Raw genomic sequence first — 15,276 nt, 5'->3', positions numbered from 1 at the left:
GCGATACAAAACTGGCGGCGAACTCTCCGAGAACCGGCTCTGCGGGCACGCTTATGAACGTCAAATCGAGCAAGTCCTGGTTTGCGCCAGGACGCTCGAGCGTTTCCAGATGACGCATCGACCATTCGCGCCACCGACGTTTCGGTCGTGATCGGGGACAGGCTTGATTCTGGACGAGTTTCGACGTGAAATCATCATCGCCCGCGGCAATTCAGTTGTTCCCGTAAGTCAAGCATGCGTCAGCCCCAAGCTGACTGGTACAGACCCGATTGGCGAGACCGTCTATCGCCGAATGCACTATTTGTTGTTGTCGCTGAAGAAAGCAATCGATCAAGCCGATATGTCGCTGCAGCGCGAGATGTAACGGCTACCTCCTTCCAGCGCTGTCGCCAGATCCCCAGCTCCGGCGACAGAGCGACGGCCGACGAAATCAGTCAGCGATCCTGACCACGACCTTCCCGAACGGGCCGCGAGCCAGGTGCTCGTAAGCCTGTACGGCTTCCTCAAAGGCATACACGCGATCAATGACCGGCTTGATCTTGTGCTTGTCGAGGAACGGATTCATGCGTTCAAACGAGGTGCGCGGAGCCACGGCGATTCCGCGGATGGTTGTCTGACGGAAGATCAGCGGCATGAGGTTGAGCGCCGACGTTTGCCCGGTGAGGAAGCCCACCTGGGTGATGATGCCAGCCACCTTGGTCGCGGCCACGGATTGATTCAAGCCATTCCCGCCGGCGACGTCGATCGTGATGTCCACACCGTTGCCTTCGGTCAATTCGAGAACTTTCTGTTCCCAGTTCGGATGGGTCTTGTAGTTGATGCCTTCGCTCACCCCGAGTGCCTTGACCTTCGCGAGGTTCGCGTCGCTGCTTGACGTCGCGATTATGCGCGCGCCATGTGCGGCCGCAATCTGCGCCGCAAATATCGAAACGCCGCCGGTGCCCTGCACCAGCACGGTCTGACCTGATTGCAGGTTGCCGATGTCCATCAGCGAATACCAGGCGGTCAGTGCCGCGATCGGCAGCGTCGAAGCTTGCTCGTCGCTCATCATGTCGGGCGCTTTAACGGCGCTCTCTTCATGGATGATCATATATTCCGCAAGGCCGCCCGGCAGTGGCATGCCGAGGCAATAATCGGGCTCGTTCGGTCCCGGCGGCCCGTCGATCCAGCGCGAGTACAGCGCCGAGTTCACGCGATCACCGGGTTTGAACCGGCTGACGCCTTCGCCCACTTTCACAACCATCCCCGCGGCGTCCGGCACGGGAATCAACGGCTTTCTCACCCTATGCGGCTCGTCGACGGTTGCCTTGTCGCGAAAGTTCAGCGACACAGCACCCACCTTCACCAAAAGTTCGCCCGGCTGTGGCACGGGTGTAGGAACTTCTTCCAGATGTAAATTGCTCAGACCGAAGTCCTTCAGCAGCCATGCTTTCATTGCGCGCTCCAGTGTACGAATGCGTTGTTCAACGTCGCGGCGGCTAGCGCCGTCAACCTGGAAGCCAGTCTAATTGCATCCCGACTGTTCAGTTGGTCGATACAATTCCAGACATTCGGTCCTGAAATTCCGGAATAACGTGATGGAAGACCGTTTTGCTGGTATTCGTGAGTTCGTGGCGACGATAGATGGAGGCAGTCTTACGGCAGCCGCGGAAGTGCTGGGCGTGACCGGATCCGCAATCGGGAAAAGCATTTCAAGGCTGGAAGCGCGCCTTGGGGTCCAGCTTTTGCATCGGACCACGCGTCGCATCGACCTGACCACGGAAGGTGACGCATACCTCAGCAGTTGCAGGCGCATTCTCGAAGAGCTTGATCAAACGGAAGCGTTTCTTTCGACCGGACACCAGCAGCCTATCGGTAGGGTCCGCATAGATTTTCCCACCATGTTCGGTCGCCGCCATATCATGCCGACGTTGCTGAACCTGAGTCTGCGGTACGAGAAGTTAGACCTGTCCGTGACGCTGCAAGACCGTGCCGTCGACATGGTCGGCGAAGGCATCGATCTGGCGGTCCGCATAGGAACACTGGGAGATTACCCTGATTGTTTACGCCGACCGAAAATTCAGCCACATGTAGGGATCGCGCCGACTGAAAATTGAGCCGGGCAATCAACCTATCCTGCTAGTTTTTCTGGCAGGGTGTTTGGGGATGATCCCGATGACGATGATTGGCAAGGTGCGGCGGATGTTCCACCGCCAGAACAAGTCGGTACGCGAGATAGCGCGTCTCACAAGCCTGTCGCGCAACACGATTAGTAAATATCTGAACATGGATGTTCAGGAGGAGCCGAAGTATCAGCGGCGCGCCCAGCCGACCCGGTTGACGCCGTTTCATGAGGTGCTGGTGCAGGCGCTCAATGTCGACGCGCGGCGACCGAAGAAGGAGCGGCGCACCGCCTGGATGCTGTTCCAGGAGATCAAGGTCGGCGGCTACGACGGCTGTTACTCGCGGGTGACCGATTTCATCCGGGCCTGGCGGCAAGGCGAAGGCAAGGCGGTTTCGAAGTCGGCGTTTGTGCCGTTGCGATTCGAGCTGGGCGAGGCATTCCAGTTTGACTGGTCCGAGGAAGGACTGGTTGTCGGCGGCATTTACCGCAAGCTGCAGGTGTCGCACATGAAGCTATGTGCGTCGCGGGCGTTCTGGCTGGTTGCCTATCCGAGCCAGGGGCACGAGATGCTGTTCGATGCCCATACGCGCTCGTTCGCGGCCTTCGGCGGGGTGGCCCGCCGGGGCATCTACGACAATATGAAAACAGCCGTAGACAAGGTTCACAAAGGCAAGGGCCGCACGGTCAATCCGCGTTTCGCAGTGATGTGCTCGCACTACCTGTTCGATCCGGACTTCTGCAACGTCGCCAGTGGCTGGGAGAAAGGCGTCGTCGAGAAGAACGTGCAGGACAGCCGTCTGCGCATCTGGATTGAGGCGCGTGCGCAACGCTTCGGCAGTTTCGCCGAACTGAATGCATGGCTGGCGACCCGGTGCGGGTCGTTGTGGGATCAGGTGAAGCACCCGGACTATCGTGACCTGAGCGTCGCCGACGTGTTCGAGCAGGAGCGCGCCCATCTGATGCCGATGCCGACACCGTTTGACGGTTATGTTGAGCGCGCAGCACGGGTGTCGTCGACCTGCCTGGTGGTGATTGGCCGCAATCGCTACTCGGTGCCATGCGAATTTGCAGGCCAGATGCTCAGCACGCGGCTCTATCCGGGCCGTGTTGTGGTGGTGGGCGATGATGCCGTGGTGGCCGCCCATGAGCGACTGGCCGACGAAGGATTGGTGCGATACGACTGGCAGCACTATATCCCGCTAATCCAGCGCAAGCCCGGGGCGCTGCGTAACGGTGCGCCGTTCCAGGACATGCCCGAGCCGCTGCAACGCCTGCGTCGGGCGTTACTACGCGAGCCAGGTGGTGACCGGGTAATGGCGAAGGTTCTGGCGCTGGTCCCCGAACGCGGTCTGGATGCCATAGTGGTTGCAGTCGAGCTTGCATTGGAGCAGGCGCCGCCCTCCGGGCGCGTGAGCGTCGAGCATGTGGTGAACGTGCTGTCGCGCATGCGCAGCGTGCAGATGCCGCCGAAGATCGAAACTGCGCTACAACTGACGACACCGCCGCTGGCTGACACATCGCGCTACGACGGGCTGCGCCCGGCGCTGCAACAGCCGGAGGCCGGTCATGCGTGATCTGATCGTCGAACTCAAACACTTGCGGCTGCACGGCATGGCTGCCGGCTGGGCCGAACTGCTCGAGCAGGTGAATGTCGACGCGGCGTCTTCGCAATGGCTGCTCGAACGGCTGTTGCAGGCCGAGGTCGCGGATCGGGCCGTGCGTTCGGTCAGCCACCAGATGAACGCGGCGAAGTTCCCGGTGCATCGCGACATCGCCGGCTTTGACTTCGATGGCTCGCCGGTCGATCGGCAGCTCGTCACGCAACTGGCCAGCATGACGTTCACCGAGGGCGCGCACAACCTGGTTCTGGTCGGGGGACCGGGCTCGGGCAAAACGCATCTGGCGACCGCCATCGGCGTGTCCGGCATCATGCACCACGGCAAGCGGGTGCGCTTCTACTCGACCGTGGATCTGGCCAACGCACTGGAGCAGGAGAAGGCGCAGGGACGCGCCGGGAGGATCGCGGCGAGCCTGCTGCGCCTCGACCTGGTCATTCTGGACGAACTCGGATATCTGCCCTTCAGCCAGGCCGGCGGGGCGTTGCTATTCCACCTGCTGAGTCGCCTGTACGAGCATACAAGCGTTGCGGTCACAACGAATCTGGACTTCGCCGAATGGTCCAGTGTGTTCGGCGACGCGAAGATGACCACGGCATTGCTGGACCGGCTGACGCATCACTGCCACATCGTGGAAACCGGCAACGAAAGCTACCGTTTCCGCCATAGCAGCGCCAGTGCAAAGAAGCGTATCCGCTCGCGTGAAGCGGTGCGCAGAGCCGACGGTGCGAGCGCGAACGAATCAGCCTGATCGTCGCTTGCCGCGCAGTGGAAGCCGCTACGGGCTACGCCCTTCGCAGCTTCCACTGCGCAATACATCCTCACACGAAGGAGGACAAGCACTCCGCAAACCCATACACTTATCCACAACCGGTCCTGCTTCGGACCGGTCTCCACCCCGGCTCAAAGCTCGGTCGGCGCGGTGGCTCAAAATTCATTCGGCGCGGACACACACTGAAGGCCTATGGCATGCGTTCGTCGATGAGCCGACGGGGTGACTGCTGGGATACTCAGTCTAAGATCGCTTCTGAACGTCGGACCGATCTGACCCGTGCTGGGATTGGCCGAACTGCCTTGGCGTTGACCTGTCGATCGGCTTCCGGCGTTCCCCGAGCGTTGCCGGGCTCACCGTCTGTGACCTGATAGGAGCTTTGTTCTGCACCATGAGTGTCCTGTCCTGCGAGTGGGGTTGGCGATGCGCCCACTACAACGGAAATACGCATGGAACAAAACGAAGTGATTCTGGGTGTCGACACGCATCTGGATGCGCATGTTGGGGCTGTGATCAGTGAGACGGGGAAACTCCTTGGAACGCTGTCGGTATCGACCGACACGGCAGGATATCTCAACCTGGTGACCTGGGCGAATTCGTTCGGTCATCTGCGCCGTGCCGGCGTAGAAGGGACCGGCACCTATGGAGCGGGTTTGGCGCGCGTGCTGCGCGATCACGAGATTGAAGTACTCGAAGTCAATCGCCCCGACCGGGCGACACGTCGGTCTCGAGGGAAGTCCGATCCCACCGATGCAGAAAATGCAGCCCGCGCGGTTCTCTCCGGAAAAGCAACTGCTATTCCCAAGGAGCAGTCCGGCGCTGCCGAAGCAATGCGCGCCGTCTCCGTTGCCAGACGCAGCGCTGTAAAAGCGAAAACGCAGGCCATCAATCAGTTGCGGGCTTTGCTGGTCAGCGCGCCACAGGAAATTCGCGAGCGCCTTCTGAAAACGAAGACAGCAGAATGCGTTGCGAGCTGCGCCCGCCTGCGCTCGTTGGGCAACACGCCCATGTTGCAAACGTTGACGACCACGTTGCGCTTGCTGGCCAAGCGCTGGCAGAGGAACTCAACACGCTCGATGCCATGCTTGATCGCCTGACCAGCCAGCACGCCGGCCGGCTTCGTGAGAGATTCGGTGTTGGCCCACAGACCGCTGCAGTGCTCGTCGCCGTCGCGGGCGACAATCCCGAACGCCTGAAAAGCGAGGCTGCGCTGGCGGCGCTTTGTGGCACGAGCCCGTTGCAGGCATCGTCTGGCAAAACGGTCCGGCATCGCTTGAACAGGGGCGGCGACCGGTCTGCAAACAATGCCTTGTGGACCATTGCGATGGTGCGGATGAGAAGCGATCCTCGGACCCGTGCTTATGTCGAGCGCCGGACCAAAGAAGGCATGTCGAACAAGGAAATTCATCGCTGCCTCAAGCGCTATATCGTGAGGGAGCTGTACCCGCTCATCCTCGCGGATCTGGCCGAGTCAACGCGTGTCCCTTGACATAGGAGCGTCAACGCGCCGACCGAAAGTCTGTGGGGTTCGCTGAAGGTCGCACGTATGCATGGCCGGCACTTCGCCACGCGGCGTGCCGCGATGGATGGTTCCCTGGTTGATAAGGTGCTGCGTAACACGCATCGCAACAGCTTTTCTGTCCCGACCAACGACATGCGTTCGCGCGGAGCAGTGAAGATCACTGCGCGCTTTCGCACGATCCTTACGGTGTCGTGTTTCCTGGTTCGCTTCAGGCAGCTTGCGCGGCCACCGTCAGGACAAGTCGTAGGCGTGGTCGTCGAGCGGCAGTAGCCCCGCGAAGGAGCTCACCGTGTTGACTCGGTAACAACAATCAACGACAGAAGGACAAAGGGATTGGAGGGAGGCACTGCGGATCGAGGGCCCTGATCTGCTCAGTCAGCTGGCAGCGATGACGATATCGTAGTGTCCATGTGACATTTGTGCCGGCGCCAGCGGGTCCAAATTGATGCCGTTTCGGGTGGGGGCGTCCCATCCCATTGTCGTCCGGGCGGAGCCGCCTTTCAAAGGTCCGCGTTTAAGTTTGTACCATCGACCGTAGGTGGCCGACCTCTACCCGGAGGTTGCACTTTCAAGGTACTCGCAACCGGCGGCGGTTGAACCGCGTTATCGATCCCGAGCAGTCCGGTTGAGGTCCCGCAACGGGGTCGTTGATAGCCCTGCGAGTCCAGGGAACGGATGGCGAATGTTCGGCGGCACGGCACGCACAGCTGACTTGTATCCGTGTCTGCGGGTGTGTGCGGCGAAACGCAAGCGCAGTGTTGATCGCAAGACATGCCTGGCCGCCGGCACTGAAGAGCGGATCAAGCAGTCGGCCACATACAAGGAAGCCGTGAAGATGTTGGGAGAGGTGTACGAGATCTCGCTCTGCCCTGTGCGAACACTCGAACCACCAGGGCGGCCGTCGACCAGGTCCGGCGAGTGCCTGTGCAGAAGCCGCACGATCCATGACGGCGCTGTTGTGCTTCGATGGGCGAGCGTTCGTGCAGCCGCACGTGCTGCCGGAGAAGCCCGTTACCTGGGCGGCGGGAGCGAAGGATCGAGCTTGGCCGAATCCCTGACGAGCTGATCCGTCATCGCGGCCCCGACCGGGTTCGAGCCCGTGCCTGGCTTCGAGCTACGTTGGTCCATCGCGGCGCGAGCGGCGGACATGTCCGGCGGAGGCAACGAAGGATCGAGCTTGGCCGAATCCCGCACCAGTTGGTCCGTCATCGCGGCCCCGGATTGATACGCGCCGCGCTGGTCCGTGCTCGCGCGAGCACCGAGGCTGGCGGGCGGCAAGGACGTGGGAGGCGGCAACGAAGGATCGAGCTTCGCCGATTCCCTGACCAGTTCGTCCGTTTCCGGTGTCGCGTCCTGGGTTGTTATCGCGCGACGGTCCAGACCGTTTCGTCCACGCTGGACGCGCTGCGCCGGAACCACCTTCGGCGCACCCGAGTCCTGCGCGTTCACCGACGCGACTGCCGTCGATGGCCCCTGCTTCGGTTGTGCCTGCGGTTTCGGTTGCCCAGTGTCTTGCGCGGCGGCCGGACTGGATGCAGGCGCGGCCGTCATGGGCGCAGGTGCGCGAGCCGGCGCTGCTGCCAGAGCGGGAGCCGGAGCGGGAACCACCAGCGGCTGCGCGATGGCAGTGCTTTTCGTGATTGCGCTGGATGGCTTCGACTGGCCGATGCTGCCTTCCGCCACGTGATCGCTGACGCGCGAATCGACGACAGGATGGCGTGCGGATTCATCCATGGCGGCCGTGACTTCTGCCATTGCGCGGCGGTCCGCCTGAAGGAGCATCAGGTACGTGGTCCCTGCTGCACAGAGCAGGAGCCCTCCAATAATCATCAAAATCTTTCGGGTATTCATCATACTCACTGATGGATCGTTCAAACGACTTGAGCCACCCATGATAAACGACTGATCGCGGCTTTCATCAGATCAATGCCAGCAATGGGGGATCTGATGAGCAGGAATGGGCGAGCGATATCCAGAGAATTGCCGGGTCGTCAGTCCTTGCTGTAGAAGCGGGCATTCGCGCAGGCCGGCTATTCAGACTGGTCTGACGATTACGAAGGCACAACGGTCTCATGCGATGAGGCATAAATCGACTCACAATGGACGGTCGCGACCCGGACTCGGCCACCCCGTTGCCGGCAGCACCCATCGGCGATTTTCCGGCACACTACGGGCACCTTCGCTGAGCCTAGCATGCCATGGCCCATTCGTTTAAGCCTACCGCCGAACAGCACGCAGTTGTAGATGCGGTTCTGGGCGGAGGCGACCTGAAGATCAAGGCGTATGCGGGCGCGGGAAAGACTTCGACGCTACGGCTGATTGCCGATCATCTCGCCGGTAACCGCGGCAGCTATCTCGCCTTCAACAAGGAAATCGCCGAGCAGGCTCGCCGCGGCTTTCCACGGAATGTCAGCGCGCGCACGGTGCATTCGCTCGCGTATGCATCCGTAGCTCCCGCCCTCACCGCGCGCTTGAACGTTCCGGCCGAGCCACCGCACGAACTGGCTGCCCGTTATGGGCTCGGACCGATACAGGTGCCGACCATCACCGGCAAGACAGTCGAAGTCACGCCGTTTGAAATTGGTCGGATGGTCGCCGACGGCCTGGGCAGATTTTGCCGCTCGGCGCAGTTGCGGCCGGATGCCTTACATATCCCTGTCGACGAAAAGGTAGATGACAAGGCGGCCGACTGGCTGCGCGAATCGTTGCTTCCCTGCGTCGTGCGCCTGTGGAATGAAAGCACCAATCCACGCGGCCGTAGCGCCATTGCGCCAGACGTCTATCTAAAGGTTTGGGCGCAGACCAAACCCCGTATTGATGCGGACTTCATCCTGTTCGACGAGGCGCAGGACAGCGATGGCGTCATGCTCTCGGTGCTTGGCCTCCAGCGCCACTCTCAGATCATCTACGTCGGCGACCCCTACCAACAAATCTATGAATGGCGCGGCGCGGTCAATGCAATGGCTCAGATCGACGCGCCCGAGTGTGCGCTAACCGAATCCTTCCGTTTCGGACCGACGTTCGCGGCGCTCGCAAGTCGTGTGCTCGCGCTGCTTGGCGAGCGCACGCCCGTTCGCGGCCAGGATGGCATCGGTTCGATCATGGTGGAGGACCCGAATATCTCACCGCCCGTCGACGCCATTTTGTGTCGCAAGAATGTGACGGCGATCTGGCAATTGGCCGCAGGTGTCGAAGCGGGTCACAAGCCGGCGATCCGTATGAGTCCCACAGAGATCGTGGCGTTTGCAGACGGCGCCGATCAGTTGCAGGCCGGTAAGCGAGCTTTCCGGCCAATGGCATTTTCGCTGTTCGAAACCTGGAAGGACGCTCAGTCGTTTGCCCAGAGCGCGGTCGGGCGCGACTTACTACCCATCGTGCGAATCGTCGACGCGTGCGGCACCGCCTATCTTCGGGAGCTGGCGCGACGAGTCACGCCCGAGGCAGACGCCGACTACGTGATCTCGACCGTGCATCGCGCCAAGGGGCTGCAATGGAAACGGGTGAAGATAGCCAATGACTTTCGCTTCAAGACCGTTGACGGGCGCCTGACGCTGGACGAGGACGAGATGCGCCTGCTTTACGTGGCCGTGACGCGCGCACAGCATTTGCTGGACGTCTCCGAGCTACGCGAGGAGCTTTTACGGCTGTTCACCAATAAGTCAGCCTGACCGGCCGTTCGATTGGCGAAGATGAACTGCTTCAGGCTATGTCCTGAGAATGAACGGGGACGTTGGCGTTTCATGTCTCACTGGCCCGCCCCTCGTCCTCATCCAAACCGAACACAATAAACAGGCGGCAAATGCGCCGAAAGCAAATGCCAACTCTCGCCGCCGTCGTCGGACGTCCATAGCGCGCCAGTGGTCGACCCCATCGCGAGGCGCGTGCCGGAGTCATCTACAGCGAGCCCGTGCCGATACACGAGGTCATACGCCGGTGCAGGCGGCAACCCGTTCGAGAAACGCTCGAACGTGCGGCCGCCGTCGCGTGTGCGCGTGACTACGAACTGACCGTCCGCCGGGATGCGGCACTGGTCTTTCACGGCAGGCACGAACCACGCGGTGTCCGGCTCGCGCGGATGCACGGCAACCGCGAAGCCGAAGCTCGATGGCTGCGCTTCGATCCGCTGCCAGTGCGCCGCGCCGTCTGTCGAGCGGAAGATCGCGCAGTGATGCTGCGTCCACAGCGCATCCGGGTTTGCCGCGCATTGCACGACGCGGTGCGGGTCTTGCACGTTGGCATCGCCGCGCCGCTCCGGCGGCATGTAGTCGGCCTCCATGCCCTCGGCACTCAGGCGCCACGTCGCACCGCCATCGGCGGTTTGCCAGACGCCGCCGCACGACACACCGATCGTCACGTGCCGGCTGTCGCGCGGATCGACCATCACGGAATGGATGCCCGGCGCGTCGTAGCCGCCCCCGAACCATTCGCGACGCTCTGGGCGATCCCACAGCGCGCGGTTTAGCAGCCATGTGTCGCCGCCATCGTCGGAACGGAAGAGCCCGCCGGGAATCGTGCCGGCCCACAAGACCCCCGGCTCGTCCGGGCCGCCGGTTTCAAGCGACCAGATTTGCTGAAGCGTCCAGGGAGGGGGCGACGGGCTGGGCGCGGCCGCACTCGCATGGTCCGCGCTGGTGTCTGCACTCGCGTTCGTGCTCGCATTCGCGCCGTCACCGGTACGCGTCTCGTCGGCAGGCTGCGGCGGGTAGACGGGGACCGCGCACTCTTCATAATCCGCCATGCCCGCGCGCCGGCGATGGAGCTTCACGCCAAAGTGGCCGAGATTGAGCGCGGCATACAGCGATCCGTCGCGCGAATCAGGCAGCACCATGCTCACCGGCTCGCCGACGAAATCCGGCTCACCGAGCGTCCAGCCGCCCTTGTCACCGGCTTGCAAAACGAACAGTCCCTTGCGGGTTGCGACAAGCAATCGATCGCTCATGTCGAGTCTCCTTGTGTACGGATGGAACCCTCTTACCCGCCCGACAGCGCCTGTACGACGTAAACCCGGCTTTCCTCGCCGAGCGCATCGGACAGATGTCGTCGGTCGCGCACCGGCCGGCCGTCGACAAACACGGCGAGATGCCGCCGCAGTGAGCCCTGATCATCAAGGATGTAGCCGCGCAGTCGAGGTTGCGCGGCGAAGACAGCCTCGAGCGCTTCGCCGAGCGTGCGGGCATCGATCTCGTGCTCGGGCGTTGCGATATGCCGCTGAATCGAAGCAGCGAAGAAGATGTGCGCCATGGCGGGGTAGCGTCGCGGGAATGGCCGTGTCCGTCAGTTCTATAGTTTAGGCGATCCGCCGTGTGCTCCGGGGCATCGCCATACACCAGACGTCAGGTCGCGGTACATTGCCTGACACAACGTCTGGCCCCTGAAGTCAATCCAGCCGTCATCGAGCAGGCTTCCCTATCGCATCCCGGCGCCAGCACAAGAGCATGCCGCATAAAGCCACGACCCAGGTTCAGACCATGAGGACAACGATGAAAGCAGTAAGCCGCCTTCCATGCACACCGGAAACCCCGACGGTTTCGAAGCTCAGTTGTTCGGTCGCCATTGATCTGAACAACAGCGAATGGTTGAAGGAGTTTTCGCCGATCTATTCCAACCCCGGCGGCAAATCAGCAGCAGTCGTCTCTTTGACGGACTCATCCTCTGTACCGGCTACTCCGATCGCGCGAAAGTCCCTTTCGACGGGGCCGTCGTCGCCCACTACCGCAAGTAGGAGGGAACCGGAATGAAGCGCTCAGATCGACGTGCCGGATTGATCACGGCTACCTTGGCAGCGTTGACGCTCGGAACGTTTGGCCATATCACTTTCGCCGCCACTGACGGCGAGCCCAATCACGAAGCAAGGATAGAGACCACGACGGGACGCAACGCGGCGACGCCGTGTAAAGAGCACGCGAGCAGTGCAGATGCCCCGCTTACCCTGCTCGTCCAGCCTCCGGTCGGCAGCACGGTGCGGCTCACTTATGTTCCGGCTGACGGATGGAAGCTCGACACCCCCGATGCAGCACCCAAGGCAACCCAGGGCCGGGTCACGCCCGTAGCGACGTCGCGACATGAAGATAGCCACGGCAAAAACGAGCCAATGACCGTGTTCATCGACGGTCCGACCGGCTATACCTACATCTGGATACAGGACAAGGGCTGGACGTTTGCCGGGCACGTCACGGACCGAATTCAATGAGCGTCCCGCGGGATGCATCCGGCGCCCGTGAAGCACGGGCACTAGCGGAGGCGCCTTATCGGGTGCGATCTCGTGAGCAACCCCTGCGGCTGGTGACCCGCCCTGGAGGAAAGCAGGTGCCTGCGCGCCTTGCAATTGTAGTTGCTGTCATGTTGATTGTTACCCAGTCCGCCCGGGCGGACGGCGCCGTCGAGGGCGCGGCGCCACCGCTTACCGACCCCGGTATCATCAGCGCCTGGCGGGCACTGCGCGCCGCCGACTGCGCTCGTTGCCATGGCAAGGATTACGAAGGGTTGGCAGCCCCCTCCATCGTCGACTATGCGCGAAGCCAGAGCCGCGAGACATTTGTCCGAATGGTCCTCGACGGAGATGGAGCCCGCGGGATGCCAGCATATCGTCTCAATCCGTCGATTGCCGATCACCTCGACGACATCCACCGATACTTTATGGGCCGGGCCGATCGGACGATCCAGGCAGAGTCGCGCCCTCAGCAGTAGCGCTAACGAGGAATACGTCTGCGCACGCGGCAAACCCAATGTTGGATTCCGAGGGATGGCGAGGCGATTGCGTCGGTCACGACTTGTCGGGGTGGAGTCGGCGCGTAATGAGACATCTCTGATAAGCCGCAAACTCGGGATCCTGGTAGTAAAACCGCATGGCATCAGTCGTCGACGCCGAAAGCAGTTCGCTGTCGTTCTCGGAGCGCGCAAGTAGAAGGCTCAGCCACCAAACGTACGACGAGAAGCGGGCAAGACGCCGTTAGTCTTCCTTCGCCGAGCGCACCGATACTGCTCGGACAGTTTCGCGAGCACATACTACAAGTGCAGTAGAGGCAGCGGAAGGCCGGTGCACCCAGTACATGGCCTTCGGATAGGAATGTTTATCCATCGGAGGCAGTTCCCCGATTTAAGCGCGGCGATAGCGCTCGCCGCCCCTTCAGGGCAGCCACGGTCGCAGTGTTCCATTAGGTCCGCTTTGCGCGTCACTACACGAATGACCGTTGATGGCCCGAGAGCATGTATCAAAAATCTGCCGGGAAGCTCCCGTCCGCCGCGAGAAATGGCCACTCGGTTCACGTTGGTCGTGGAGTGGAATGCCACGGGTGGCCGGGCGTTACTCCGGCTGCTATGTCCGCGCCACTGTGTCGGGCGATTCTTCCGACCATACGCTGGCGAGTGATGCGCACCTTCACACCCGCGGTGCAGGCACCCATGGGTTTGATCATTGTGCCCTGTTCGCGCCGGCATGGCACGAACAGGGACCGCTAATGGGTGTCAACGATTCACCGGCCGGCCTTGCATGACTCAAAATGGACTCGAGACACCTGTTACCGGCCAGTCTGGATTCGCAGGCGGAACTGCTCTGTTACCTCGTGGTAGTGCAACCCGTCGCACACGCACATCCCAGCGCACGCATTGGGATCCCCCACGTCATGCAGTCCGCGAGTACGTGCTGAACGAAACCACCTGATCCCGACGAGCCCCACGATCGAAATCGAACCTTGCACGGACCATTGAATGTTCGCGGATATTAACCAGCAGGCTCCGCTGTCACAACGTCCCGGAGTCGAGACTCGGTGAAAAACCGGAAATGTTCGACACAGATGCTGACCGAGACAGTGAACCGGTAGACGGCAGCCGTGACGCCCTCACCGTTTCCTCGCTGCTCCACCCTGCCCGGCCAGGCGATCAGCGCTTGAATGCATTCATCAGCAGTCCTTCATGACACACCCGGGCCGGCCTCTCCCTCTGCATTGGGTGCTGCGATGCGGTGCTGGCTCCCGACTTCGACGACGGCTTTATTCAAGGTCCCAGCTGTGGATTCCATCGCCGAGTCGACACAGACGATGCATCGATCGGCCGCAGCAGGTAGCGTACCTGCGGCGCTTGTTAGACAGGGTTTACGCGAAATCCCGCAAACCCTTGCTGGTAATGAACGACAGGAATAGAAAAAGGCTCTCAGGGCAAAACCCTGAGAGCCTTATCTAGTCTCACCCTTAACGAACCCGGTCCCAAGACGATCGTGCAACATCGAGCGGCTATCGCTGTCGACGGTCGGCAGCTCCCGACCCTCTCCGGCCATTTGATGTTGCCGCGGGTCAACGGCCGGTCACAAGGTCAAGCGGCCATTCCGTCGACCAAACCCTCATCCGACTGCAGGGTCATTGTAGACGCGTGGACGTGCGAGTTCGCACGTGGATGCGTTGGAAACAGCCACTTGCGAAACCGAGCAACTCCCCTCGTGGGTTTGCGCAAGTGTGTCTCTTTCCACTACGCGTATTTGTCGCCAACCGTACTGCGGATTAGATAGATGTCTTAGACAATTGTCATCTGTTGGAAGACTCCGCCAAACTCGATCGAGCTAAGCAAACCCTCGCACAATCAAAGGTCCGCGAGGATTTGCTTTTTATTGCGGTCTCGAACTGAACATCCTTGAAAAGATATTGCTCAAAACCGCTTCGGCCGAAGCGTTCGGCAGTTCGTTGGGCATGGTCATGTTGAAGTAGAGGATGCCGTCCATCAATGCGATAGCGGCGAGCGCGTAGTCGGCGCAAGGGCCTGGCAACTGCACGTTGACGCACTTGCGGAACTGCTCGATGAAGGACGCGATCATATCGCGCTTTTCCAGGCACAGGGCGGTCATGCGTTGCCGGAATCTGTCGTCACGCATGGCGTGCAGACGTGCCTCAGCCCAGATAACGTAGTTGTTCTCGTCACGATAACGCTGCGCGTACAACAAGGTGAGCTGCTTTTGCAGCTCTTCGCTGGACGGGGCTGCGTCCAGCAGCTTCCGCAAGTTTTCCTGGATGTTCCGGTGATCGAGACGGAGCAGTTCGACGAACAGGTCGCTCTTGCTGTTGAAGTTAGAGTAGAACGCGCCGCGGGTGTAGCCGGCCTGGGCGGCGATGTCCTCAACACTGGTCGCGGCCAGCCCTTTCCTGGCAATGCTCAGGGCCGCCGCGTCGAGCAGGCGCAGGCGGGTCTGTTCACGGGCTTCATCCCGGCTCAATCGTTTGCGGGGCATGCGGCAAGGTAGCGAGTCATCTGGCACATGTGTTTCGTTGCGTTATCA

General features: G+C 61.3%; 15 protein-coding genes. 10 read left to right on the top strand and 5 right to left on the bottom strand.

Annotation, left to right across the window (positions count from 1 at the left end):
• Positions 1 to 163: 163 nt before the first annotated feature.
• Positions 164 to 364 (top strand): hypothetical protein, encoded by a 201-nt coding sequence (locus B0G77_RS12760; protein ID WP_133662454.1) that lies wholly within the window; start codon positions 164 to 166, stop codon positions 362 to 364.
• 66 nt (positions 365 to 430) lie between these two features.
• On the opposite strand, the gene B0G77_RS12755 is transcribed toward B0G77_RS12760, so the two are convergent.
• On the bottom strand, positions 431 to 1,435 hold the full coding sequence (locus B0G77_RS12755) for an NAD(P)-dependent alcohol dehydrogenase (RefSeq protein ID WP_133662453.1): 1,005 nt from the start codon (positions 1,433 to 1,435) through the stop codon (positions 431 to 433).
• 142 nt (positions 1,436 to 1,577) lie between these two features.
• On the opposite strand from B0G77_RS12755, the gene B0G77_RS12750 reads away from it, so the two are divergent.
• The 6 genes from B0G77_RS12750 to B0G77_RS12730 all read left to right on the top strand — a co-directional run bounded on the left by B0G77_RS12750 (position 1,578) and on the right by B0G77_RS12730 (position 6,284).
• Entirely contained in the window at positions 1,578 to 2,096 is a 519-nt protein-coding gene (locus B0G77_RS12750; protein ID WP_133662452.1) for a LysR family transcriptional regulator, read from the top strand.
• 58 nt (positions 2,097 to 2,154) lie between these two features.
• Complete coding sequence (gene istA, locus B0G77_RS12745) at positions 2,155 to 3,678, top strand: IS21 family transposase (RefSeq protein WP_133662451.1); 1,524 nt, start codon at positions 2,155 to 2,157, stop codon at positions 3,676 to 3,678.
• A complete protein-coding gene (gene istB / locus B0G77_RS12740; protein ID WP_133662450.1) occupies positions 3,671 to 4,471 on the top strand; it encodes an IS21-like element helper ATPase IstB in 801 nt (266 codons plus the stop codon). The genes istA and istB overlap by 8 nt, the downstream gene beginning before the upstream one ends.
• A gap of 470 nt (positions 4,472 to 4,941) precedes the next feature.
• Positions 4,942 to 5,589, top strand: a complete 648-nt coding sequence (locus B0G77_RS44195) for an IS110 family transposase (protein WP_243750981.1) — start codon at positions 4,942 to 4,944, stop codon at positions 5,587 to 5,589.
• Positions 5,574 to 5,981: an IS110 family transposase gene (locus B0G77_RS44190; protein WP_243750980.1), complete on the top strand. Its 408-nt coding sequence runs from the start codon at positions 5,574 to 5,576 to the stop codon at positions 5,979 to 5,981. Before B0G77_RS44195 ends, B0G77_RS44190 begins: the two co-directional genes overlap by 16 nt.
• Positions 5,982 to 6,074: 93 nt before the next feature.
• A complete protein-coding gene (locus B0G77_RS12730) occupies positions 6,075 to 6,284 on the top strand; it encodes a hypothetical protein (protein ID WP_133662449.1) in 210 nt (69 codons plus the stop codon).
• Positions 6,285 to 7,025: 741 nt separating this feature from the next.
• Here the strand turns inward: B0G77_RS12730 and B0G77_RS12725 are convergent.
• Complete coding sequence (locus B0G77_RS12725; RefSeq protein WP_243750979.1) at positions 7,026 to 7,769, bottom strand: hypothetical protein; 744 nt, start codon at positions 7,767 to 7,769, stop codon at positions 7,026 to 7,028.
• Between the two features lie 443 nt (positions 7,770 to 8,212).
• Between B0G77_RS12725 and B0G77_RS12720 the strand changes: the two genes are divergently transcribed.
• Positions 8,213 to 9,682: an ATP-binding domain-containing protein gene (locus B0G77_RS12720; protein ID WP_133662447.1), complete on the top strand. Its 1,470-nt coding sequence runs from the start codon at positions 8,213 to 8,215 to the stop codon at positions 9,680 to 9,682.
• 98 nt (positions 9,683 to 9,780) lie between these two features.
• Here B0G77_RS12720 and B0G77_RS12715 read toward each other — a convergent pair whose 3' ends face one another.
• Positions 9,781 to 10,953: an exo-alpha-sialidase gene (locus B0G77_RS12715; protein WP_133662446.1), complete on the bottom strand. Its 1,173-nt coding sequence runs from the start codon at positions 10,951 to 10,953 to the stop codon at positions 9,781 to 9,783.
• 32 nt (positions 10,954 to 10,985) lie between these two features.
• Positions 10,986 to 11,255: a MoaD/ThiS family protein gene (locus tag B0G77_RS12710; RefSeq protein ID WP_133662445.1), complete on the bottom strand. Its 270-nt coding sequence runs from the start codon at positions 11,253 to 11,255 to the stop codon at positions 10,986 to 10,988.
• A gap of 493 nt (positions 11,256 to 11,748) precedes the next feature.
• Here B0G77_RS12710 and B0G77_RS12705 point away from each other — a divergent pair, with 493 nt between their 5' ends.
• Both B0G77_RS12705 and B0G77_RS12700 read left to right on the top strand, forming a co-directional pair.
• Positions 11,749 to 12,204: a hypothetical protein gene (locus B0G77_RS12705; protein ID WP_133662444.1), complete on the top strand. Its 456-nt coding sequence runs from the start codon at positions 11,749 to 11,751 to the stop codon at positions 12,202 to 12,204.
• Between the two features lie 149 nt (positions 12,205 to 12,353).
• Positions 12,354 to 12,701, top strand: coding sequence for a c-type cytochrome (locus B0G77_RS12700; protein ID WP_243750978.1), 348 nt, complete (start codon positions 12,354 to 12,356; stop codon positions 12,699 to 12,701).
• Between the two features lie 1,909 nt (positions 12,702 to 14,610).
• Here B0G77_RS12700 and B0G77_RS12695 read toward each other — a convergent pair.
• Entirely contained in the window at positions 14,611 to 15,228 is a 618-nt protein-coding gene (locus B0G77_RS12695) for a TetR family transcriptional regulator (RefSeq protein WP_133662442.1), read from the bottom strand.
• Positions 15,229 to 15,276: the final 48 nt, after the last annotated feature.

Origin of the sequence: Paraburkholderia sp. BL10I2N1 (assembly GCF_004361815.1) — a bacterium.
In the GTDB taxonomy this organism is placed as follows: domain Bacteria; phylum Pseudomonadota; class Gammaproteobacteria; order Burkholderiales; family Burkholderiaceae; genus Paraburkholderia.
Note: the sequence above shows the minus strand (reverse complement) of the source record. Positions and strands in the feature narration are given on the sequence as shown.

Coding starts and splice junctions, on each gene's coding strand:
- B0G77_RS12755 (WP_133662453.1), bottom strand. CDS start 1,435: ATGAAAGCATGGCTGCTGAAGGACTTCGGTCTGAGCAATTTACATCTG.
- B0G77_RS12750 (WP_133662452.1), top strand. CDS start 1,578: ATGGAAGACCGTTTTGCTGGTATTCGTGAGTTCGTGGCGACGATAGAT.
- istA (WP_133662451.1), top strand. CDS start 2,155: ATGACGATGATTGGCAAGGTGCGGCGGATGTTCCACCGCCAGAACAAG.
- istB (WP_133662450.1), top strand. CDS start 3,671: ATGCGTGATCTGATCGTCGAACTCAAACACTTGCGGCTGCACGGCATG.
- B0G77_RS44195 (WP_243750981.1), top strand. CDS start 4,942: ATGGAACAAAACGAAGTGATTCTGGGTGTCGACACGCATCTGGATGCG.
- B0G77_RS44190 (WP_243750980.1), top strand. CDS start 5,574: ATGCTTGATCGCCTGACCAGCCAGCACGCCGGCCGGCTTCGTGAGAGA.
- B0G77_RS12730 (WP_133662449.1), top strand. CDS start 6,075: ATGGATGGTTCCCTGGTTGATAAGGTGCTGCGTAACACGCATCGCAAC.
- B0G77_RS12725 (WP_243750979.1), bottom strand. CDS start 7,769: ATGGCAGAAGTCACGGCCGCCATGGATGAATCCGCACGCCATCCTGTC.
- B0G77_RS12720 (WP_133662447.1), top strand. CDS start 8,213: ATGGCCCATTCGTTTAAGCCTACCGCCGAACAGCACGCAGTTGTAGAT.
- B0G77_RS12715 (WP_133662446.1), bottom strand. CDS start 10,953: ATGAGCGATCGATTGCTTGTCGCAACCCGCAAGGGACTGTTCGTTTTG.
- B0G77_RS12710 (WP_133662445.1), bottom strand. CDS start 11,255: ATGGCGCACATCTTCTTCGCTGCTTCGATTCAGCGGCATATCGCAACG.
- B0G77_RS12705 (WP_133662444.1), top strand. CDS start 11,749: ATGAAGCGCTCAGATCGACGTGCCGGATTGATCACGGCTACCTTGGCA.
- B0G77_RS12700 (WP_243750978.1), top strand. CDS start 12,354: ATGTTGATTGTTACCCAGTCCGCCCGGGCGGACGGCGCCGTCGAGGGC.
- B0G77_RS12695 (WP_133662442.1), bottom strand. CDS start 15,228: ATGCCCCGCAAACGATTGAGCCGGGATGAAGCCCGTGAACAGACCCGC.